Raw genomic sequence first — 21,864 nt, forward strand, 5'->3', positions numbered from 1 at the left:
CTTTCTTACTTTGCTCTATTTACTGATATTTTTGATGAACCTTTAGGTGCTACAAAAACAAAATCACTGTCTGAAGTATTTGCATTGGTATTCCAGGTTACTGATGTATTGATCCTTGATGCAGAATCAGTACTTGTATCTATGATACTATAACTTTTTACCAGTGGTTTATCTCCTGTGGCTATCCAGACATGTACTTCTTTTGTACCGTTTTTAAATGCTACATAGTCACACTCTACTCCAGCTACATCTTTAGTACCAAAGTATTTACTTGTTCTGAACTTCACTCTTTTATCCATATCGCTATAGATCAACTGGGCAAGAGGTGCTCTGATACCGAACTTTTCAAAAAGCACATCAAGTGACGCATCTATGGTCTTTGGTGTTTTAATTTGACCATAATAGTTATGACCATGATCGATCATAGTATAACTGCCTTCATTGAGGTAGTTTGATCTATTTTTAACCGTTCCTGTAGTCTCTACACGCAGTTTACCCGGTCTGTCTACTTTTACAGATACAGTATGTTTATATTTTTCTGTAGTTTCACCATCTTGCATTTCATCATCTATGACTACTGCTGTAAAAGCGTATTTATCCATACCTCCGATATATTGGTAAGCATTATTGAGTATATCTCTTGCAGACTTGTCTGCTGCGAAGAGGCTTGTACTGCTTAGAAGAAGTGCTACTCCTGCTGTGCAGAGAAGTTTTTTGTGTAAGTTCATTTTTCATCCCTTTTTTTTGATTGATCAAAAATACGTTTAATTGACGCACTATAATCTAAGCTATAAATATAGCATAAAATGTAACTTTAGTAGTATAGAAAAACTGCAAATTTTGAAAATAATTAAAGGGTATCTCTAAAGTGATTTTTTCGATATATCAGAAGGAAGTTCACCGAACATTTCTTTATAGGCTTGAGTAAATGTACTTTGATTGTAGAAATTATATTTTTGGATGACAGATGCAATAGTTGTTGTTGGGTCAGCCAATAATAGATCCTGTTTAACACTATTCATGCGTAAATTCAAAAGATACTTTTTAGGTGTAATACCATAGTTTTTTTTGAATGCATGATGTAATAAACGTTCACTGATATTAAGTTCTTTGGTAAGTTTACTGATATTTATAGGTGTATCAATGGATTGATGTAATAGATCACGGGCTTTTTTAATCTGGAATTTTTGTCTGAGCTTTTTACTGTTTTCTACATAAATAGAAGAAAAAATGTGCTCCAGTATCTCTAATTCTATGCTTTCATATTGCTTCTGTATTTTCAAAAGAGTATGATCCTGTATCAGATAGCTGATCCAGTCCTCAATACCACGGATGAATTGAGGGAAAGAGAGTGGATCAACATAAGTTGATTTATTCTTTGAATGATTATTAAAATCCTGACCGAAATACGCATAATATGCCTCATAAAAAAACTGCTCTTGGACAGCGATGGTAAATGTTTCACTCTTTCCATTACATAAAAAGTCAATCTCATCACCACTTTTCAGTATCTTAATTTCATGTTTATCTGCAAGCTTATTGTGAAAGTTAACATCTGCGCTAGTTGTCAGAAAAGCAATAAGTACAGTGCCTTTTGGGAAATCACCCTGTATTAACAGACCATGAGAATGAGGAGTACGCATAAGCTGTATACGTGGAGTATGTGTCGCGGTTACTGAGCCAAGATAGGAACCTTTTTGCATCTGTATACGTTTAAGATTCCACGCACGTGCGTAAAATGCCATCATTTCCATATTCACATCACGGAAGTCTATCTTCAAACCGGCAGGAAACAATACAGTAGACATCATCCCCTCCTTTTGTCACTTTATCTATTATATAGAAAATAGCTTATGATATTCAACTATTACCAAAACCTTATAATTTAACATATTTTATAAGGTTTTGCTTACGTTTACACTCTAAGTAAATTTATAAATCCAAGGTCTGATTTCTTAATCAAAATGACGTTCATATAACACATAAGACATCACGCGAAAAAATATTATCATTGATGATATGATTGCACTAAATGTTATAACTTCATTGATTGGGGTGACAAAAAAGTAGAAAGTACTCCAAATTGCACTATTTAGAATAATAAGCATGATCCATGGAAATATGCCATTACTTTTATATCCTGAATAAAATGCATAAATATTTTTGTGTTTAATTTTTTCGAAGCAATTATCGTGATATGCAATAAATGAATTACCTACTACTGCTAAATCATCTATATTGAGTATAGGCTCATTACACTCATGGCATATGATTATTTTATTTTTCATTTTACCGTATCCTTCTTCCTAATAATACTACATCAAGGGTTTATTCTTACTACGCTTTTCTCACCATCTCATCCAGAACATCATTCAACGCATCATACAAGCCATCTTTATAATCATTGTCATTGAGACATGAGTTCTGTTGCATTTGCTTAAGTATTTGCTCTCTTAACTTATGTTTAATACTCTTTTCCTCCTGAAGATAATAAAATGTCAACTCTCCAACATACTTTAACGCTGCAAGTCTTCCCTCTTTGTACTTATCACTTACTAGTAGAGTAGTCTTATTAAACGTGTAATGAGTGATCTGATTAGAACAATGCTTACTAACTTCTTCAAGAAGCTCTTTTGATGTAGGTTTCATCTTTAGCTCCAATATTTTTTTAGTATTTTGACAGAAAAGAATGATGATGATTAAAATTATGCCAAATTGTCATTTTTTCAGATAAAAATCTAATGATTGAGGTGGAAGATGATATGAAAAGTATATCTGAGATGTATCCTTATAAAACCTCCTATATAGAACATTTTATAAGGTTTTCTATTGAAGGGTACAAATTTATGGCCTGTAAACGTCGCTACAGCGAATAACCTTATAAAATATGTTAGATTATAAGGTTTTCAAACAAGTCATTATTTTTATCTCTGAATATGGACGAAAGAGATAGATCAGTCCATCTCCTCTTGCCTTGAGGCACATGATTTTGCTATTGCTGGATTTCCCTGATAATCTCTTTTAAGTGTTTTTGAGGGATTTTCACCAAACAACTCTGTATAAAAACTTGAAAAACGACCCATGTGCGTAAAGCCCCATTTCTGTGCTATTCTTGAAACGGTACTTTGCGCAGGATCACTTTTTTTGAGTTCATTATGAACAAGATTAAGTTTAAGTTGGCGTAAAAAATAATTGGGTGTAAACCCAAAGAGTGACTTGAAACTGTTTTGCAGTGTTCTTTCACTGATGTGATGCTGTTTGGAAAGAGACTCTATATTGATCTTTCTATCCATATGATGATAGACTTGATCACGTATATCAAGTGCTTTCTCTTCACCTTTTGTAAGTTTGGGAGGAGTAGGTGTTTGCTCCTCCAGCAGTTTCATTAGTATACTGTTTATCTTCTCTTCAGCATCTCTAAACGTTTCTTTATCCTTTTTACACTCGCCTTGCTCTGTAAATTCTTCCCAAATAGTATTCAATGCTTTTGACATCACATCATCGGTATCCTTGATGGTATGATAGAGTGCTTGAGAAACTTTGGGCAGTAAAGTCCCCATTTTCTCTTTTTGCATAGTTACTGCGCACAACTTGAAAGCATCATTTGTCAGGAAGTTAAGTGGACGGCTATCATCAAAGAAGACGATGTCTCCAGCCTGTATTTTCATATGATCAAAACATGCTTTGTCGGTACTCTCTTCGAGCACTGCAAAAGTCAAACAATCTTTGGCAGAAGAGGAATTATCCATCATACCTCCCGGTCTTTGAACGCAAGAGAGTTGCATAGAGTGAAGCTGTAAGATCTGATGATGACCTTTTAAAGCATTGGGGAGCAGCTGATAGGTACAATGAAGGTCCCAATTCTCAGTATGGCTATGCATCTCTTCATGACCATCGTAATAGTGGTCGACAAAATACCCTTCATTAAGTATGAGGGGTGGAGGAATGTGTTTTTTTGTTTGCATTCTGCAATTTTAGCATAAAGTTTTAATTTTGCGTTAATAGGATAGACATCTTGACAATTTTGAGTTATAATTAAAAAATATATAATTAAAAGGGAGAGAATTATGAAGAAAACAGCTTTTTCACTCATAGCTATATTGGCATTGGGTCATTTTACTTATGCAGGTGGAGATATCACTCCAGTAGAACCGGTTGTGGGAACACCTGTTGTAGAAGAAACAAGTGGATGGCAAAATGAATTGACGATCTATGGATGGCTTCCAACTATCAACATGGATACACGATGGGGAAGTGGTTCCAGCGATACATCGGATATGATGCCAGATATCATCGACAATCTAAAAATGGTTTTTATTGGTACGTATGCAGCCCGCTACGATAAGTGGTCATTCGTCGCAGATGTGATGTATATAGATCTTGGTGACAGTGAGACGGGAACGCATACATTTCCTGGTGGTGAAACAGTCGAAGCTACGGTTGAGATGGACATCAAATCACTGCTTGTCAGTACAGGAGTCGGATATAATATAGTTCAAACCGATAACAATATTCTTGATGTTGTAGCCGGTGTACGTTATATGGATCTTGAGGTTGATCTCAGCTCAGATCTCCCCAGACATCCAGGGAAGTCAGCTTCGGAGGATATCCTGGACGGTATCATAGGGTTGAGAGGAGCTTACAATTTCAATGAGAATTGGTATATGCCTTACTATGCTGATATCGGGACGGGTGATTCTGAACTTACTTACCAACTCTTTGCCGGAGTAGGATACAGATACGACTGGGGTGATGTCAAACTAGGTTATAGATATATAGGATATGAAATGGATGATGATAAGATCATAGACAATCTCGACTTAAGCGGTGCCGTTCTTGGTGTAAGTTTTAAGTTTTAGCCATTGCTGACTTGAATATAATAAGGGAGAAAAGATGAAAAAAGATCAACATGATATGTTTCATAAGAGAAGATCACCAGTGCAAAAGTACCTTGTAGTTGCCATGTTGGGATGTTTTGCTATAGGAATACCAGCTGTCGCTGCCGGTGTACCAGGCTCACCGAGTGCTACCAAGGTTATCGATGGGAAACAGCTTCCTCCACCGCCTGACACGACGTTTGGCGGTAAGATTGAACGTAATGTTCTTGACTCGACACCCTACTGGCCGTCTCGTGTGGTGCCAGCAAAAGGTGCACCGAATGTGCTTCTGATCATGACTGACGATGCAGGTTATGGTGTGTCCAGTACATTTGGGGGAGTCATACCTACACCGGCAATGGATCGTATTGCCAAGGAAGGTTTGCGTTACACCCACTTCCATTCCACAGCTGTCTGCTCACCGACGCGGGCAGCACTCATTACGGGGCGTAACCATCACCAGGTTGGTGCGGGTGCGATACCGGAATTATCAACCGGATATCCTGGCTACAACGCCATCATGACCAAAGATAAAGCGACGATTGCTAAGGTTATGAAAGAGAACGGCTATGTGACATCTTGGTTTGGTAAGAATCATAATACACCGTCTCTCCCGATAAGTAAGATCGGGCCATTTGATCAGTGGCCTATCGGTCTGGGTTTTGACTATTTCTACGGATTTATGGGTGGTGACACCAGCCAGTGGCAACCAGGGAATCTGTATCGCAACACGACACCTATCTACCCATTCGATAACAATCCGGACTACAACCTGGTCACGGCGATGGCGGATGATGCGATTGATTACATAAAGACCGTTGATGCCTTAAATCCTGACCAGCCATTCTTTGTTTATTATGCGCCAGGCGCAACCCATGCACCACACCACCCAACACCGGAGTGGATCGAGAAGATCAGCAAGATGCATCTGTTTGACGATGGCTGGCATAAGCTGCGTGAGACTATATTTGCCAACCAGAAGAAGCTTGGAGTTATTCCAGCAGATGCCAAGCTGACACCATGGCCTAAAGACCTTATCAAGACTTGGGATAAGCTAAATGATACAGAGAAGAAACTCTTTATCAAACAGGCTGATGTTTTTGCCGCATATGTAGCTTATACTGACCACGAGATCGGCCGTGTGATACAGGCTGTTGATGATTTGGGTAAGCTTGATAACACTATGATCATCTACATCACTGGTGATAACGGTACCAGCTCAGAAGGTGGACCGACCGGTACACCAAATGAAGTCGCGGCGGTTCAGGGTGTGCGTCTGCCGGTAGAAGCTCAGATGAAGTACTATGATGTATGGGGGTCAGATAAAACCTATCCCCATATGTCGGTAGGCTGGACATGGGCTTTTGGAACACCGTTCTCATGGACAAAAATGGTGAGCTCACACTTTGGAGGTACCAAACAGGGTACGGTAATATCTTGGCCTAATGTGATCAAAGACAAAGGCGGTATCAGAAATCAGTTCCACCATGTCATTGATATTATGCCTACGATCCTAGAAGCAGCTAAGATCAATCAGCCAGAGATGGTAGATGGGATCAAGCAGAAACCGATCCAAGGGGTCAGTATGCTCTACACCTTTGACCAAAAGAATGCCGAGGCACCTTCGACCCACAAGACACAGTACTTCGAAATGGTCGGTGACCACGCGATCTACCACGATGGTTGGATGCTCAGCAGCAAAGTCATGCGTCCGCCGTGGGACAACAGTGGAAAGAATTATGGTGACCCTGCTACTTGGCCGTGGGAGCTGTACGACCTTAGCAAAGATTGGACACAGTCTAATGATGTGGCTGCAAAGTATCCTGAAAAAGTCAAGGAGTTGGATGCACTCTTCTGGAAAGAAGCAGAAGCCAATCAGGTTCTACCGATGGATTCCACAACCTTTACCCGTTCGCTTTTGCCTCGACCTAGCCTCTCAGCCGGTCGTACTGTGTTTACCTATGCTGGGGTAGCAACCGGTACGCCTAGCGGTAATGCACCAAATGTGCTGGCTTCATCTTACAACATCAAGGCAGAGGTTGAGATTCCTGAGGGCGGTGCTGAAGGTATGCTTGCTACTCAGGGTGGACGTTTCGCCGGTTATGGATTTTACCTGCTCAAAGGTAAGCCGGTTTATACCTGGAACCTGTTTGGACTTAAGCGTATCAAATGGGAAGGCTCTGAGGTGATTACGCCTGGAAAACATACACTTGAATTTGACTTCAAGTATGATGGTCTGGGTGCAGACACACTGAAGTACGGAAGCCCTAGCGGTCTTGGCCGCAGCGGAACAGGCTATCTTAAGGTTGATGGCAAGGTCGTTGCAACACAGAAGATGGAAAAGACCATTCCGATGCTCCTGCAATGGGATGAAAATTTCGATGTGGGTGCCGATACTGGTACACCGGTCGATGACAGAGACTATCAAACTCCGTTCAGATTCACCGGGAAACTTGATAAGCTGACTCTTACCATTGACCGACCGAAACTGTCTAAGGAAGATATTAAAAAACTTGAAGATGCAATGCACAGTAACCCGGCGAGTGAGTAGTGTTCAATTAGGGACGGTATTGTACCGTTCCTAAAAGGTTTGACGATCTGCCAGACTTATGATATAAGTGAAACAACTTTTACAGGAGGCATTCAACATGAATCCTCCTTTTATAGTTTAAATAAAAATAAATGACTATGAAGAGGTTATTATTTTGCGTATAGTGATAATGGTACTATCTCTTTCTGCATTGACAAGCTTATCTCTGATGGCAGATAGTCAGATCCCCGATGTTCCTAAATTCTCTATTAGCTACCAGAATGAAGCACTGATATGTTCTCCCATCGAACTCATCAAAACAAAAACCCGTAAAGAACTTGTTAAATATCAATGTCAGGTGCTAGTTTTCAAGATATGATTGTACGTCACATGATCGGAATTAAAAAATACCCACATGCAATAGGTGGCACTGGTAAGCCATATGGTGGTATCTCTAATCTACGTCCTGAGTCAAAGGATGCCGTCAAAGTATTTCAATCTTGGCGTTAAGTTAAACGGTTAAAATGACCGCATAGGCAAACATCCTATTTTCAAAACCTTATAAAATATATAATTTTATAAGGTTTTCATTACTCATTTAGAATAACTACATACCGCTACAGCGACAAACCTTATATTCTATGTTAGATTATAAGGTTTTGAGTATTATGTTTGATACTCTGAAAATTCTTCAAAGATTCTTTCATTCCATCCAAAAGGATTATTCTTGATATCCAAATTTAATATCTCTGAAGGTGTTTTCTCAAAATAGTTCTTAAATCTTGCTCCAAACCGTGAATGATCATAGATTTGATACCTATTTATGATCTTTGAGATAGTGTCTTCTTTTGTCTTTCTAAGTTCTGCCTCAATAGCAAGTAATAGTAAGCGTTTATAATATAATTTTGGATTTATGTTTAAGTGTTTTTTAAATGTAAGTTCTAGAGTACGAATACTGACATCTAAAGCTCGACTAAGCTCTTTAATCAAAAGCGGATCTTTCAAATGATTTGTCATTAAAGAGATTGCTCTTTGGATCAAATCATACCCTTTAAAAAAAGGCAATTGATCCATAATCGGTTCTTCAAATATCTTCGATAGCAATCCGCTTATTTCTTCCTTCGAAACCTTTTCATTGTTCATTGTTCGATGATGTATATTTAAAAACATATCAATATCCTCATCTTTTAGACGATAAGCCATAGAACTATAAATAGGTTCTAGGTCTATATCTCCAAATATGTCATGTAAATAGGTCTTGAAAAGCTTTTTATCGATTAAAAGAAATCGCAAATCTGTCTTATTAAATGTAAAGTCATCAATTTTAGTTTGATCTCCTCTTGTTTTGATGATATTACTATGACAGTGATGCCCATGCCATTTATTATTGTTACTATAATTTTTTGTATAGACTATGGGATAGGTATCCTCGGGGAAAGTGCCCATAAAATGAATACTTTGATCTGAGATAATATGCATTGCAGAAAATTCACTTACAGAAGGGCTTATTGCAATATTAATTTTCTCTACAGTTTTGTCTAGAGGGACAGTAAACAGCACAATACATCCTTATTATCATTTTGTCTATAGCTATAATTTTTCAGATTTTATCATATACTATATCAAAAGTATTATACTATTTCATAAATTGCGCTTTTTGCATACATATTATTTTGACTTATATGTTATTATACTTTTATAGTATTTATCATAAAAGGAGAAAAAATGAAACCAAATACTCGTAGATGTTTAAAAAACATCTTAATTATTCCATTGGCGATGTTGGTGACGGCTAGCTTCTCACAAGCAGAGACAAAACCGCCAGCAACCTCTGTAAAAGCATTAACAGATAGAGATGTTTATTATCCTGGTACAGAAGATTTAAAACCAGATGAGATGCGTGTCGTTGCTTGTGGAACTGGTATGCCAAATGCTCGTCCTAAACAAGCTGCTGCATGTTTTCTTGTAGAACTTGGAAATGGTGATAAGTTTATCTTTGATATTGGGACAGGCTCATCTGAGAGAATTTCAGCACTGAAAATACCTTATGATTATCTTGATAAAGTGTTCATAGGTCACTTACATGCAGACCACTTTGGAGACTTGGATGCTTTATGGGTTGGGGGTGTACTTGCTAACCGTCAAAAGCCTCTTCGTGTTTGGGGACCATCAGGTCATAAAAAAGAGTATGGTACTGCTTATGCAGTTGAACATATGGAAAAGATGTTTGCATGGGATTATGCTTCAAGACAAGGTAATGTAAATACAGTTGGTTTTAAAATTGAAGTAAATGAATTTGATTATAAAAAAGTAAATAATGAAATTTATAATGAAAATGGTGTGAAGATTAGAACTATTCCTGCCATTCACGCTCTTGATGGACCAGTGAGTTTTATCTTAGAGTGGAATGGCTTGAAGTTTGCATTTAGTTCTGACACCTATCCAAATAAATGGTGGATTAAAGAGAGTCAGGGTGCTGATATAGCAATTCATGAGTGTTTTATAACACCTTGGGATTTAGTCAATAAGCAAAAGTTCCCTGTTGCAGATGCTTTAAATGTTTCTACACAGGTACATACTTCTCCTGCTCAGTTTGGAAAAGTAATGAGTCAAACGAATCCTAGATTAGCAGTTGCATATCACTTCTTTAATGATTTTGATACCTTACCAGGTGTTATGAGTCAAGTACAAAAGACGTATAATGGTAGAGTGGCTTATTCAACAGACTATATGGTTTTCAATGTGACTAAAGATGATATTAAAGTGCGTATGGCTGTAACAGATGAAGATATTTGGCCTGAGCCTTCTCTTACTGATAAACTCCCCGCTGATCCAGCAGATAGAGTAGGATTTACTGATTATATTAATAGTGGTCGTGTTGTCTATACCGATGTTGTTAAAGGTGTATATGATGACACAAACAAAGAGTTTGGGACAGATTATCAACCACCAAAATAAGATTAACAGCTAAGTCTCTGTAATATATAGGCGTACTTAACGCCTATATAGCTTTTTTAAATAACTTAATCAAAATGGATTTTACATATTACTCATGAATCACTCAATATTTTCTTATTTCAAAATTTTATTTTTTCTACTTCTTTTTATCTCATCCTCTAGAGCAGACTTTTTAAATCTTACTGGTGCTGAAAGTGCTCCGAATATCGCAGAGATTTATATATCCGATAAAGATGTGAAAATTAAATTAGAACTCTCTTTTGATAACTTAAAAACTTTTAAAGAGCTTATCCCTGATGAATGGACTAAAAATATAAAACGTGAAACACAAAAGAAGCGTTTGTTAAAATTTTCAAATGAGACCTTTAAAGTGATAGCAGACAAAAAGATCTTACAACCTAAAATTGATTTATCAGAAGGCAGAATCCGTATCGATAGACAATCTAAGTATGCAGGAATAATGAACCCTTATACTAAAAAACGTGTGAAAGGTGCCCCAAAAGAGAAGCGAGTGCTTTACGTTGAACTTGTATATAGTTTCGAGGAAAAACCAAAAGTTTTAGAATTTGTCCCACCTCTGGATAAAAATGGCTATCCAGAAGTAAATATGGGTTTTGTGACCTACCATAACTCAGTACCTGTAACAGATTTTCGCTACCTAAATCAAGCTACTAAACTTAACTTGAATTGGGATGATGCCTGGTATTCATACTTTGAAAATAAAAACCTCACACGCCATCACAAGTACCCTTTAATGGGATATCTATATCTTGAACCACGATTGGTAAGAGTAGAAACGTTGATGCGAGTAGATGATATCTCTAAACTCATCTCTTTTGAGCAAACAGATCAAAAAGGGGACAAGTTAGAGTTGTTAAAAAAACAGGTACAAAAATATTTTCAGATGGATGAAAATCTGCTCATCAATGGAAGACATGTAAAACCTGATAATGTGAAAGTGGACCTTTTTCGTGTGAGTATAACAGGCTTGAAATTGGTAGAAAGTTTTACAGACCTTGTTGAATCATCCGTACTGGTAGGCGTTAGCAAACAATATCATGTAGACAAACTACCTCAAAGTGTTGAATCAAAATGGGTTTATTTCAATGAAAATGTAGATAAGGTCCCCTTTGATACGATAGACCCAGTTGGGCCATATCCTGATTTTATTTATAGAGATGATCCTATGTTCAGATGGAAAAACCATATTAAAGATAAAACAGAGCCTAAGATCATACCTGTAAGAACAAAAACAGGAAAACATTGGAATTTACCTATCTTTGGCGAGATAAATGTATGGAGCGAACTTCCAACGCAAGAACAAGGTACGGAGGTCATAAAACAGACTTTGGAAAATGTTCGTACAGCATTTATAGAAAAAAAGGAAGAGCGTTTAGATCAAGAGCTTTCAAAGGTACTTTTGTCAAAAAACAGTGAGAGTATAAAAAAAGAGTTGTCTCAACTCTTCGCACCTTCAGTTATCCGTGGTGGTATAGGTGCTATTGAAGAGTTTGGTACGTTGAATGTTGATACGATAAGAGAACTAAAAGATGAAGATGGTTTTAGTGTAAATGTAAGTGGTGATGTTAAAGTGATCGCTAAACACTGGGGACATAGTGATAGACGTGCACTTAAATACCAATTCATCATTGACATGATAGAAAAAGATGGAGAGTGGTTCATAAAGGATTTTTCTCTCTTAGGTCTGAAGGATAAAACTTCATGAAGTATCTTTCAAAAGTAATTGCATTCTTATTACTTTCACTTTTTTTTACAAGTAGCGCTTTGGCGCATTTCAAACTTAACTTGAATGTTCGTATAATCCACGTAGAGCACCGTTCAGATGGCTTAGAGATATATATGCGACTACCTATGCCGTATTTGGTTGCAGACCTGCTTGGCGAAGCTGATGCCAATGGTTTACCTATACCTGCGCCATATACAACAAACCGTATGGAAGAGGGAAAGCTTACACATTATGTTGATGTAAAAGCAATTCACAACTCACTTGATGAGATGAAGAGACTTATTCAGAGGGGACTTAATATCTCTGTGGATGATGAAGCAGGTGAGCTTGAGGTCGATAAGGTCTTTTTCTATAAAAATGGTACCCAAAGTGACTTCTCAACGCTAGAAGAAGCAAAAGCTTCGTTTGCCAAGACCAATGACTTGAGTGTTTTCAATAATGAAGTGTATGTAGGTGATACAACTATAGACGTCCTCTTACAATATAAAAGCGCTAGTAGCATTAATGAATATGGCATCGCCTATACGCTTGACCCAAAACTACCTAACCAAGATGAAACAGCAAATGTCATACTTGATTATTCTCCTAGCGGAGTACAGGTGTTTCGTGAACGGGGTCTATTGTTAAAGCCTATTATGATTACAAATTCACTCTGGGATGCTATGGTCACCTTTATCAAAGAGGGTGTTCAGCATATACTTGATGGAACTGATCATGTTCTTTTTGTAATCTGTCTTGTTCTTGGAAGTCTCTCTATTACGCGTCTTTTATGGCGTGTCACTGGTTTCACTCTTGGGCATAGTGTAACACTCTCTTTAGGTTTCTTTGGTTTTGTCCCATCCTCAGCTTGGTTTATACCTGCTGTTGAGACAGGTATAGCAATCTCTATTGTTTATATCGCAGCAGTTGCACTCTTGCCAGACTTCATAGACTCTTTTAAAAAGGAAAAGAGTGAAGCGAGTGTTGTAATAATAACAACACTCATCGGTATGTTGCATGGACTTGGTTTCTCGTTTGTACTGCAACATATCCTTAATGTCACCTCACCAAATATTTGGCAAAGCCTCTTAGCCTTTAATATCGGTGTAGAGATAGGTCAACTCTTTATTGTTCTTGTTACATTGATCCTTTTGTATCTGGTTGCAAAAACAGGTTCTAAAGCAGAAAAAGTCACTCGTTATGCCTTGGCTATGGGGAGTATTGTTATTGCTATAATTTGGACAGTTGAGAGAGGAAGCAGTATAGTATCTGCGTTGTAAATCATCAAGAAAATGTTCCATTTCCAAAACCTTATAAAATATATAACTTTATAAGGTTTTCATCCTCAATCTAAGGATGTTAAATTCCGCTATAGTGACAAACCTTAGAGACTCTCACCAGAGCCCTGGAATTAGTCGGTAAATTGTTTGTTTAGCATACTCTGGATAGCCTACCAGTTCTGCGTGTAATGTACGATCTTCGAGGTAAGTTCGAACAATTAACAACACCATCAAAAATAATGAAATGATCAATGCAAACCGAGAACCAAGTGCAATGGGAACCGCGAACAGTAAAATGATTGTTACAGTATACATGGGATGTCGAACAACTGCGTAGGGTCCGGTAGTAATCACCTTATGATCACGCTCTTTATCAATTTTTACTACCTGTGATAGATATGTGTTCTCACGCATTATCCAGCCTAGAAGCACAAAGCAAGGTACATGTACAAACATTGCGGCAATTCTTATCCATAGAGGCAAGGGATCACTCCACTCATAACGCATAATATCAAAACCAGGAAGCAGATAAAGACCAATACCTGCAATAAAAAAAAGTAGCATCAAGAACTTGTCCCAAACCTTTTGTTCCTTGTGCAGTGGTACGAGCTTCAATCGTTCTACGAGTAACACAGGATCATTACGTAATAAATAAATCATCATGACAACTCCATAGACAGTCCAGAGTCCAACCAATACCCAAGCTTCCCACCACCGCCAAGTACCTGCTGGCCACATCAATGCAACAGCAAATAAAACCATGCGTACACCAAAACTCAACCAGATCATAAAGGGATTTTGCTTATTTATCATTTTTCAAATCGATGGAATCACCCATTTTGAGAATTACACACTCGATACCCATTTTTTCAACTTCCTTTTTAAACATTTGATCATCAGCAGAATTATAATTTTTAGAAAACAGTCCAGGAGTGTTATAGTGGCAAGGAATTACCAGTTTGGGCCTCATAATTTTTACTGCTTGAATTGCCTCTTTTTCATCCATCGTATTAGGAATAGTTCTTCCTCCAATAGGGATCATCAAGACATCAGGGTTTTTTATATTTTGCCACTCTTTTTCATGGAGGAGCGTATCGCCAAGATTTACAATACTCTTTCCATCAAGCTGAATATTAAAACCGATTGCACCCCAGCCGACTCTTTCATCTGGACCGGGCTTTAATGTTTTAGAAAAAGGACCAATTTTTAAAATCATAGGCCCGTGTGTTGCCTTGATTCCTGTTATGGACATCCCATCTAGATGAATGGTTTCATCTTCTGAAAGGGTATGAACTTTTTCTATTTCTATAGGTGTTGTAAAAGCCAATCCCTTATCTCTGGGACCTAACATTAACGTTTTTCCTTCGATATTTCTTACCATTGTTTTATTGCAAATAACAGGAGCGTTAGAAACTTTTGCCACTCTATCCATATGCCAGTAGTGATCCGGATCACCGTGGGTTACAAAAATATGTGTGATGCTTTCCCATTCAGATTTAGGGATTAAAGTTGTGAATCTAAAAAAATAAAAGAATAATCCACCGGGGTCAATAGCTATCTTTTTACTTCCTGATTCAATGATAAAGGTGTTGTAGAGGTAGTGTGTAATCTTCATAGTTTATCCTTTCCCATATTTCATCCACATATTCTGATTATAGCATTTCTTCTATTATGCACCTCAAATAAATATTCTAATATCAGTCACCTCTATTGATGAAATAATTTTTGGGATTGGATATACTATAAAAAAGAGGAATGGAATCAGCAATGAAGAATGTCTAATCAATGGCATCCTTAATAGTGATGCGATTTCATGGTGTGACACTGCCACTTATGATAATATGGTCGCGGTGTTTAACTTTATTTGTTATGTAATACTGAAAGGTTTGAAGTGAATGGTGCAATATTTTTTTCAAGTAAATATGGCAGCACAGAGCAATATGCCAAATGGATAGGTGAAGAGACTGGTTTACCAATATTTAATGTGAAAGATGCCAATGCTGATCCATCGCAATACGACTTTTTGGTCTTAGGTAGCCCGATATACTACTACAAAGTATTGAACCGCAAGTGGGTGAAAAAAAGTTTGATAAGTATTGAGAACAAGCCGATTATATTTTTCACGGTATCTGGTGCCCCATCTGGGACGAAACTTAATGGCTGGATCGATGACAGCTTTCCCACATACTTTATATCACAAATAAAACATGTAGCGCTACGTGGAAGGCAAAAGCCAGAGGAACTTACTTGGTGGGACAGACAGTTGTTAAAAATTGGTGCCATGCTAAACAAGGACCCTGAAGCTAGAAAACAAGAGCTTGAAGGATTTGACTTCATGGACAAATCCAGCATTGAGCCGATTATAAATCTGATTCAGCAATTCCAGTCAAGCGAGGCAATATCTTCTAATTAAGTTGCCCCTTCCAAGGTCACACTTGAATGAAATCTGAGAAAAGACTTAATGTAAAACACTGACTCTAAACATCATATTTTATAAGGTTTTCTATTTACTGTATTTACAGTTAAAAATACCAGTAATTACAGACATAAAATGCCAGCTAAAAAAAGAGCATGGTAAAAACACCATACCCTTAAGAGATTAACCAATATAGAAGTAGCCATTTAAACATTTCGCTGCCTCTTGTGTAGTAATAGGCTTATGCCACAAAAAGCTACCTTTTTTGATTTATGGGTCAGCTGGTCCGATGGAAACACTTGCACAGCTATCGATGGAGAATCATATTTTCCTGCCCAAAACTGGGAAATATTCTGCTATTCTTTTATATCAAAAGGAAAATAAAATGGACCAAATAATAGAACTAATTGAAAAGCAAAGAAAAAGCCCGAATTTCAATGATGCGAACTTGGGATTTATGGCATACCGTGTCAAAGAATTTGGTGAAGGTATCATCATGCTGCTAATGCCAAAACTGGGTGAACTGTATGCCCGTGAAGAAACTTTCTTCGAGTATGCAAAGAACTACAATGAATGGATACAAACAAAAGAACAAAAAGTAATGTTCTTTGATATTTGGGTAGGGATGCTGGCTACTAATCAGCTAGAAAAAGAAGGTACTATCAAAGCAATACCAAAAGATGAGCAAATCTCCTACGAAGAGGCTCTCGCGTATGTACGGAAAAAAGAAGAAGCCGGACGATAAAGAATGGTGCAATAGATGAACAAAATATTCTATTTTCAAAACCTTATAAAATATATAACTTTATAAGGTTTTGCATCAGCTAATCATTTTAGAGAGAAATATTTTTATGTATCCAAGTACATAAAAAATCCGACCACACTAAGAATATTATTATTCTACAAAACTTACTTAGCAATTAATTTAAACACAGATATCTCATTCTGTGAACCAAGCCTCATTTGCGGTCCCCATAGTCCAGCACCGTCCGTAGTATAAATCTTTGTATCACCTTCTTCGTAATATCCGTCCCCGTATTCATACATTACATCTATGAGTAATGTTATTGGCCATATTTGCCCTGCATGAGTATGCCCAAAAAGTGCTAGATCAAATCCTTTTTTGACTGCAAATTCAACTCCTTTAGGATCGTGATAAAGTAATAATGAGAATTTATTATTGTCCAGCTCTATTGCTTTTAGCTTCTCTTTCAGTTGATACTTGGAACTATCATAGTCAATTCCAACAATTTCTATTTCTTTAAACTCATCTTTTTGATTCCGCAAATATTTAATCGAAGTTATCAACTTTAGATACTCATTGATTCTCTCAGGATCTTTATTGTATTCATGATTACCTCTCACAAAATAAATTGGTACTTTGCTCTCTTCAAAGACTTCAAAATCTTTCAACTCATATTTTTCAAAATCTATTAAATCTCCCAAAAAGACAATGAAATCAGGATCTTGTGCATACGCAAGTTTTATTACCTTTTCCATATGCTCCTTGCTTACCGATCCGTATTGAATATCAGCAATCTGAACGAAGCTATAATTTTTGGTAATTTTATTTGAATAAATTGTATATTCTTCTACAGCTATTAGTTTATGAAAGTTGTGAATTGCAGTAGAATTGATGATGACCAAGATTGTTAGCAGTGATACTATCACATAGTTTTTTAGGATTATTCTTTCTTTGTTTATTTTTCTTAGTACCTCATATATTCCCCAAAAAGTTATGCTTACTAAAAATGCATATAAGAGGAACCCAAAATAATAATTTATAAATCGTGAAAAACTAGTAAGGAAATCCAACTTAATTAAATTGCTAATTGCAAATAAAAATATGAATGTAATATTAAAAATTATTGTAAAATAAAATACAGTTTTGATTTGTTTTTTGAAAAAATACTTATTTAGCATGGAAGCAAAGGGAAATAGTCCCAAGCAAAATAATGATAACAAGAATATTATTTTAAATAATGTTTCCATAGATTAATTTTAACACTTTATCATTAACCCATACCAATTATGGCGACAAACCTTATATTCTATGTTAGATTATAATGTTTTTAGAGTTATATGGAAAATCATCATCCCGTTTACATAATGATGATTATTTGAAAACAGTTTTCATGTGGGATTAATAAATAGTTAGGTTTCACAAATTTATAGGATAGAATGTGGTGAGCTGCACGCAAAATGACCCGATCAAAGTAATCATGGAGGAATACTTATGAAAGCGATTGTATACACCAAATACGGATTACCGGATGTTCTTCATCTAGAAGAAGTAGAAAAACCTACCCCCAAGGACGATGAAGTACTGGTAAAAGTTCATGCGGCATCCATAAACGATTGGGACTGGCAACTCCTTCAAGGCATACCATTCGTGAACCGCTTAATGGCCGGACTGCTAAAGCCAACAAAAATTAGAATACTCGGATGTGACATAGCAGGAAGGGTTGAAGCAGTTGGGAAAAACGTAAAACAGTTTCGTGCGGATGACGAGGTGTTTGGGGACCTCTCTGGGTGTGGCTTTGGCGGTTTTGCAGAATATGTATGTGCTCGTGAAAATACATTGGCGTTAAAACTGGAAGTGATGACATTCGAGGATGCGGCGGCCATTCCTCAAGCAGGGCTCCTTGCCCTTCAAGGTCTTCGTGTTAAAGGAGAGATCAAGCCTGGGCAAAAAATTTTGATCAATGGTGCATCTGGAGGTGCTGGTACCTTTGCGGTGCAGATCGCCAAATCATTTGGGGCTGAAGTGACTGGTGTCTGCAGCACAAAGAAAATGGACTTTGTACGTTCGGTTGGTGCAGACCATGTCATTGATTACACGCAGGAAGACTTTACTAAAAATGGGCAGCATTATGATCTGATCCTTGATATGCAGGCACATCATTCAATTTTCGATTGCAAGCGTGCATTAACTCCCAAGGGGGTTTATGTCTTCATAGGAGGTACTGACGCTCGAGCTTTCCAAGCCATCTTCCTAGGACCATTGATTTCCATGATAGGGAATAAGAAAATGGGTCTCCTATTGCATAAACCAAACAAGGGTTTGGCTTTTATGAAAGAGCTTCTTGAAGCCGGCAAAGTCGTACCTCTTATAGATAGATGCTACCCGTTAAGCGAGGCTGCTGAAGCTATGAGGTATTTTGGAGAAGGACACAAAAAGGGAAAAGTAGTCATAATTGTGGAGCATGACAATGCAACCTAGCAAAGTGTTGTACCTGCCTGATATAACTTCAAACTACTAACGACATAAACAGATTACCTTTTTAAAAAACTTCAAATGGTATTCTGTAATTTAGTGTGTTTTCATCAGCTTTTGGTGGTTAATATAATGATGATTCTTAAAAAATTAAAACCTTATAAAATATATAATTTTATAAGGTTTTCATCACTCATTTAAAATCACTGCATACCGCTATAGCGACAAACCTTATATTCTATGTTAGATTATAAGGTTTTGGAAATTGTATGTAAGATTATCATCTTAGTAGCATAATGATGATACTTTTACAATAATTTAGTATTGTAATTTGATTTAATTTATAATTGTTCTGGAGTTAAATTTAGTGTCTCTGTTGCTAAAGAACCAAAGAGTGCTTTATAGTCTTTAGCAAATCTCCCAAAATTTGAGAAACCCCATTTACTTGCAATGTCGGAAACATTTGCCATTTGTGCATTTGCAAACTGCAGATCCTTATGGGCATGATTGAGTCTGAGAAGATATTTGAAACGTTTGGGTGTGATTCCGAAAAGGGATTTGAAGCTGGTTTCAAGTGTTTTATCCGATACCTTAAATTGTTCAGTGATACTCTGGATGGTTATCGTCTCCTCTAAAGAGTTGAGCAGATAAGATCTGACTTCAAGAGCGGTCTTTTCTCCCTCTGTGAGATGGCTCCCTTCACCTGTTTGTCCTACAAGAGCATATTTGATAGCCTGAACTATCTTTTTTTCCATTACTTCAATTTCATTGGTATCAGCAAATAAGTTTAGTTCTTCTGAAACACGTTTCCACTCACTTTCAATGGTATTGGAGAGTATATGATTATTGTCTTTGAATTTTTTGTCTGTAGCACAGAGTATCCGGGGGATCTCTGTTGCAATAAGTGATTTACTGATACTTACAATTGCCATAAGTGTACGGTGGCTTGAAGAAAAATCATAAGGCTTGGAGTCATCAATTATAACAATATCTCCAGATTTCACTTTGAGACCGTTTACACAAACACAACCGGTGCTTTTTTGAAAAATAGCGATCGTGAGACAATCTTTTGGGGAGAAACCTTCAAACATTACGCCCTCATGCCGGTCTGCATGACCAAATTGCAGATGGTTTAGTTGTACACCATCATAATAGCCATAAAATGCTCCGGTTCCAAATCGGTATTTTGATAGATAGAGCCAGTTTTTTGCACTTTCCTGCATATCAGGATAATCAAAAAACTCCTGATTAACAATCAAGCCTGGCTGGAATGTTAATTCATGTGTCTCTGGCACGATAACCCTTTTTCTTGGTAATCACAATAAATTCTTTGTCTTAAGTATACTGAAATTTTCGAAAAGTGGCTAGACATATATTTACGGATAATGCTATACTTGTTATACTTATGTCGTTATATAGATATGAATGATGAATTAATTAAATGAAGGAGAAAAGAATGAAAAAGATCTATTTGATACTTGTGGCTAGTTTGCTAGTCGTTATTTCAAGCTTTGGTGCAGAGGCAAAACTGAACCCAAAAGAAGCTAAAGCCATTGCCAAAGAGGCGTATATTTATGCTTTCCCGGTGCTTGATAACTATAAGATGTTGTTTGTTCAAGCGGTATGGAATCAATCGCCCGCGTACGAAGCTCCCTTTAATCAACTAAAAAATAAGGCAGTTTTGCTTGGCCCGGAATACACGACAATTGTTCGTCCAAATAATGACACCTTCTATTCTATTGTTTGGTTTGATTTACGTGCTGAACCAATGGTACTAAGTGTTCCTGCCATTTCTGATAAACGTTATTACTCATGGCAATTGATAGATATGTATACGCATAATATTGATTATATAGGTACACGCGAAACAGGATTTGGTGCAGGAGATTATCTTCTTGTCGGCTCTGACTGGGATGGTAAAAAACCTAAGGGAATAGAAAAAGTCATTCATGCGGAGGGAAATTTTCTTGTGGCCTTGGCCCGTACACAAGTTTATTCGGGAGATGATGTTAAAAATGCTATGGAAGTACAAAGCGGATATAAAGCAGTGCCTTTAAGTACATTTATGGGTGTGCCAGCACCTAAAGCAGTTGCTAAGTTGAATTTTCCGATCTTTTCTCCTGAAAAAGTAAGATCTGCAGAGTTTATAAGCTATCTCAATTTTATGTTAGGACAAATGAAGCTGCATCCTAGTGAAACAAAACTGATGAAAAAATTCTCCAAAATTGGCATTGGTGCAAATGTGCCATTTGACATCAAGAATCTTGACCCGGAAATAAAAAAAGCTATAGAGGATGGTATTGACAATGCTATGGTTGACATCGAAGCTGCGGGACAAAAACTAGGTGTTACACAAAACGGATGGATACAGGTTTCAGGAGCATTTGGTACAAGAGAAGCAATGCAAGGCAAGTACCTTACACGTGCAGCAGCAGCATACTTTGGACTATGGGGTAATACGCTTGAAGAAGCATTCTATCCAGAGACATCTGTAGATGAAAACTCTAAAGCACTTGATGGATCCAAGCATAACTATACCCTCCATTTTTCCAAGGATGAGATCCCACCGGTAAAAGCATTCTGGTCGCTCTCTATGTATAAATTACCCGAACAACTCTTTATAGAAAATTCGATTAACCGCTATGTGATCAGCAGTGCGACAGAAGGGTTGAAATACAATGAAGATGGTTCCTTGGATATCTATATTCAAAAAGAGTCTCCAGGAGCAGATAAAGAGTCAAACTGGCTACCTGCCCATGATGGTCTATTCTCACTGCAAGCTAGACTGTATTGGCCGGAACCATCGAAACTTGACCCATTATATGTTATGCCAAAAGTTAAAATATCAACTAAAAAGTAG

Annotated in this window: 20 protein-coding genes; 10 read left to right on the plus strand and 10 right to left on the minus strand. The window is 37.2% G+C overall.

Going from position 1 to position 21,864, the window contains the following annotated elements; genetic code table 11:
- Positions 1-5: 5 nt before the first annotated feature.
- From ACLHDG_RS05265 to ACLHDG_RS05285, 5 genes are all read right to left on the minus strand, one after another.
- Positions 6-728: a DUF2092 domain-containing protein gene (locus tag ACLHDG_RS05265; RefSeq protein WP_415407943.1), complete on the minus strand. Its 723-nt coding sequence runs from the start codon at positions 726-728 to the stop codon at positions 6-8.
- Between the two features lie 135 nt (positions 729-863).
- Positions 864-1,808, minus strand: coding sequence for a helix-turn-helix transcriptional regulator (locus ACLHDG_RS05270; protein ID WP_415407944.1), 945 nt, complete (start codon positions 1,806-1,808; stop codon positions 864-866).
- Positions 1,809-1,955: 147 nt separating this feature from the next.
- Positions 1,956-2,288, minus strand: a complete 333-nt coding sequence (locus tag ACLHDG_RS05275) for a hypothetical protein (RefSeq protein ID WP_415407945.1) — start codon at positions 2,286-2,288, stop codon at positions 1,956-1,958.
- Positions 2,289-2,337: 49 nt separating this feature from the next.
- On the minus strand, positions 2,338-2,649 hold the full coding sequence (locus tag ACLHDG_RS05280) for a hypothetical protein (protein WP_415407946.1): 312 nt from the start codon (positions 2,647-2,649) through the stop codon (positions 2,338-2,340).
- Positions 2,650-2,954: 305 nt separating this feature from the next.
- On the minus strand, positions 2,955-3,965 hold the full coding sequence (locus ACLHDG_RS05285; protein ID WP_415407947.1) for a helix-turn-helix domain-containing protein: 1,011 nt from the start codon (positions 3,963-3,965) through the stop codon (positions 2,955-2,957).
- A 102-nt stretch (positions 3,966-4,067) separates the two neighbouring features.
- Here ACLHDG_RS05285 and ACLHDG_RS05290 point away from each other — a divergent pair, with 102 nt between their 5' ends.
- The 3 genes from ACLHDG_RS05290 to ACLHDG_RS05300 all read left to right on the plus strand — a co-directional run bounded on the left by ACLHDG_RS05290 (position 4,068) and on the right by ACLHDG_RS05300 (position 7,917).
- Complete coding sequence (locus ACLHDG_RS05290) at positions 4,068-4,859, plus strand: hypothetical protein (RefSeq protein WP_415407948.1); 792 nt, start codon at positions 4,068-4,070, stop codon at positions 4,857-4,859.
- A 103-nt stretch (positions 4,860-4,962) separates the two neighbouring features.
- Entirely contained in the window at positions 4,963-7,428 is a 2,466-nt protein-coding gene (locus tag ACLHDG_RS05295) for an arylsulfatase (RefSeq protein ID WP_415408329.1), read from the plus strand.
- Between the two features lie 354 nt (positions 7,429-7,782).
- Entirely contained in the window at positions 7,783-7,917 is a 135-nt protein-coding gene (locus ACLHDG_RS05300) for a hypothetical protein (protein ID WP_415407949.1), read from the plus strand.
- Positions 7,918-8,073: 156 nt separating this feature from the next.
- On the opposite strand, the gene ACLHDG_RS05305 is transcribed toward ACLHDG_RS05300, so the two are convergent.
- Complete coding sequence (locus tag ACLHDG_RS05305; RefSeq protein WP_415407950.1) at positions 8,074-8,967, minus strand: helix-turn-helix domain-containing protein; 894 nt, start codon at positions 8,965-8,967, stop codon at positions 8,074-8,076.
- Between the two features lie 165 nt (positions 8,968-9,132).
- On the opposite strand from ACLHDG_RS05305, the gene gntH reads away from it, so the two are divergent.
- The 3 genes from gntH to ACLHDG_RS05320 all read left to right on the plus strand — a co-directional run bounded on the left by gntH (position 9,133) and on the right by ACLHDG_RS05320 (position 13,371).
- Complete coding sequence (gene gntH, locus ACLHDG_RS05310) at positions 9,133-10,365, plus strand: guanitoxin biosynthesis MBL fold metallo-hydrolase GntH (protein ID WP_415407951.1); 1,233 nt, start codon at positions 9,133-9,135, stop codon at positions 10,363-10,365.
- 235 nt (positions 10,366-10,600) lie between these two features.
- Positions 10,601-12,091, plus strand: coding sequence for a hypothetical protein (locus tag ACLHDG_RS05315; RefSeq protein WP_415407952.1), 1,491 nt, complete (start codon positions 10,601-10,603; stop codon positions 12,089-12,091).
- Positions 12,088-13,371, plus strand: a complete 1,284-nt coding sequence (locus ACLHDG_RS05320) for a HupE/UreJ family protein (protein WP_415407953.1) — start codon at positions 12,088-12,090, stop codon at positions 13,369-13,371. The genes ACLHDG_RS05315 and ACLHDG_RS05320 overlap by 4 nt, the downstream gene beginning before the upstream one ends.
- 114 nt (positions 13,372-13,485) lie before the next feature.
- Here the strand turns inward: ACLHDG_RS05320 and ACLHDG_RS05325 are convergent, their stop codons facing one another.
- Both ACLHDG_RS05325 and ACLHDG_RS05330 read right to left on the minus strand, forming a co-directional pair.
- Complete coding sequence (locus ACLHDG_RS05325; RefSeq protein WP_415407954.1) at positions 13,486-14,160, minus strand: methyltransferase family protein; 675 nt, start codon at positions 14,158-14,160, stop codon at positions 13,486-13,488.
- Positions 14,161-14,173: 13 nt separating this feature from the next.
- Complete coding sequence (locus ACLHDG_RS05330) at positions 14,174-14,986, minus strand: MBL fold metallo-hydrolase (protein WP_415407955.1); 813 nt, start codon at positions 14,984-14,986, stop codon at positions 14,174-14,176.
- A gap of 276 nt (positions 14,987-15,262) precedes the next feature.
- On the opposite strand from ACLHDG_RS05330, the gene ACLHDG_RS05335 reads away from it, so the two are divergent.
- Positions 15,263-15,784, plus strand: a complete 522-nt coding sequence (locus tag ACLHDG_RS05335) for a flavodoxin domain-containing protein (protein WP_415407956.1) — start codon at positions 15,263-15,265, stop codon at positions 15,782-15,784.
- A gap of 388 nt (positions 15,785-16,172) precedes the next feature.
- Positions 16,173-16,532, plus strand: coding sequence for a hypothetical protein (locus tag ACLHDG_RS05340; protein WP_415407957.1), 360 nt, complete (start codon positions 16,173-16,175; stop codon positions 16,530-16,532).
- 164 nt (positions 16,533-16,696) lie between these two features.
- Here the strand turns inward: ACLHDG_RS05340 and ACLHDG_RS05345 are convergent, their stop codons facing one another.
- On the minus strand, positions 16,697-17,779 hold the full coding sequence (locus ACLHDG_RS05345; protein ID WP_415407958.1) for a metallophosphoesterase: 1,083 nt from the start codon (positions 17,777-17,779) through the stop codon (positions 16,697-16,699).
- 244 nt (positions 17,780-18,023) lie between these two features.
- Between ACLHDG_RS05345 and ACLHDG_RS05350 the strand changes: the two genes are divergently transcribed.
- Positions 18,024-19,010 carry an NAD(P)-dependent alcohol dehydrogenase gene (locus ACLHDG_RS05350; RefSeq protein ID WP_415407959.1) on the plus strand — a complete coding sequence of 329 codons (987 nt, stop codon included), beginning with the start codon at positions 18,024-18,026 and terminating at the stop codon, positions 19,008-19,010.
- Positions 19,011-19,345: 335 nt separating this feature from the next.
- Here ACLHDG_RS05350 and ACLHDG_RS05355 read toward each other — a convergent pair whose 3' ends face one another.
- On the minus strand, positions 19,346-20,299 hold the full coding sequence (locus ACLHDG_RS05355) for a helix-turn-helix domain-containing protein (RefSeq protein ID WP_415407960.1): 954 nt from the start codon (positions 20,297-20,299) through the stop codon (positions 19,346-19,348).
- Positions 20,300-20,460: 161 nt separating this feature from the next.
- Here ACLHDG_RS05355 and ACLHDG_RS05360 point away from each other — a divergent pair, with 161 nt between their 5' ends.
- The gene (locus ACLHDG_RS05360; protein WP_415407961.1) at positions 20,461-21,864 is read left to right on the plus strand and encodes a DUF1254 domain-containing protein; all 1,404 of its coding nucleotides are present in this window, start codon (positions 20,461-20,463) and stop codon (positions 21,862-21,864) included.

This window comes from Sulfurovum iocasae (assembly GCF_047716765.1).
Classification (GTDB): domain Bacteria; phylum Campylobacterota; class Campylobacteria; order Campylobacterales; family Sulfurovaceae; genus Sulfurovum.

What these genes read in the sequence shown, in the direction of transcription:
- ACLHDG_RS05330 (WP_415407955.1), bottom strand. Translation starts at nt 14,986, where the DNA reads ATGAAGATTACACACTACCTCTACAACACCTTTATCATTGAATCAGGA.
- ACLHDG_RS05270 (WP_415407944.1), bottom strand. Translation starts at nt 1,808, where the DNA reads ATGTCTACTGTATTGTTTCCTGCCGGTTTGAAGATAGACTTCCGTGAT.
- ACLHDG_RS05320 (WP_415407953.1), top strand. Translation starts at nt 12,088, where the DNA reads ATGAAGTATCTTTCAAAAGTAATTGCATTCTTATTACTTTCACTTTTT.
- ACLHDG_RS05285 (WP_415407947.1), bottom strand. Translation starts at nt 3,965, where the DNA reads ATGCAAACAAAAAAACACATTCCTCCACCCCTCATACTTAATGAAGGG.
- ACLHDG_RS05265 (WP_415407943.1), bottom strand. Translation starts at nt 728, where the DNA reads ATGAACTTACACAAAAAACTTCTCTGCACAGCAGGAGTAGCACTTCTT.
- ACLHDG_RS05345 (WP_415407958.1), bottom strand. Translation starts at nt 17,779, where the DNA reads ATGGAAACATTATTTAAAATAATATTCTTGTTATCATTATTTTGCTTG.
- ACLHDG_RS05325 (WP_415407954.1), bottom strand. Translation starts at nt 14,160, where the DNA reads ATGATCTGGTTGAGTTTTGGTGTACGCATGGTTTTATTTGCTGTTGCA.
- ACLHDG_RS05295 (WP_415408329.1), top strand. Translation starts at nt 4,963, where the DNA reads ATGTTGGGATGTTTTGCTATAGGAATACCAGCTGTCGCTGCCGGTGTA.
- ACLHDG_RS05280 (WP_415407946.1), bottom strand. Translation starts at nt 2,649, where the DNA reads ATGAAACCTACATCAAAAGAGCTTCTTGAAGAAGTTAGTAAGCATTGT.
- ACLHDG_RS05290 (WP_415407948.1), top strand. Translation starts at nt 4,068, where the DNA reads ATGAAGAAAACAGCTTTTTCACTCATAGCTATATTGGCATTGGGTCAT.
- ACLHDG_RS05360 (WP_415407961.1), top strand. Translation starts at nt 20,461, where the DNA reads ATGAAAAAGATCTATTTGATACTTGTGGCTAGTTTGCTAGTCGTTATT.
- ACLHDG_RS05350 (WP_415407959.1), top strand. Translation starts at nt 18,024, where the DNA reads ATGAAAGCGATTGTATACACCAAATACGGATTACCGGATGTTCTTCAT.
- ACLHDG_RS05275 (WP_415407945.1), bottom strand. Translation starts at nt 2,288, where the DNA reads ATGAAAAATAAAATAATCATATGCCATGAGTGTAATGAGCCTATACTC.
- ACLHDG_RS05300 (WP_415407949.1), top strand. Translation starts at nt 7,783, where the DNA reads ATGATTGTACGTCACATGATCGGAATTAAAAAATACCCACATGCAATA.
- ACLHDG_RS05340 (WP_415407957.1), top strand. Translation starts at nt 16,173, where the DNA reads ATGGACCAAATAATAGAACTAATTGAAAAGCAAAGAAAAAGCCCGAAT.
- gntH (WP_415407951.1), top strand. Translation starts at nt 9,133, where the DNA reads ATGAAACCAAATACTCGTAGATGTTTAAAAAACATCTTAATTATTCCA.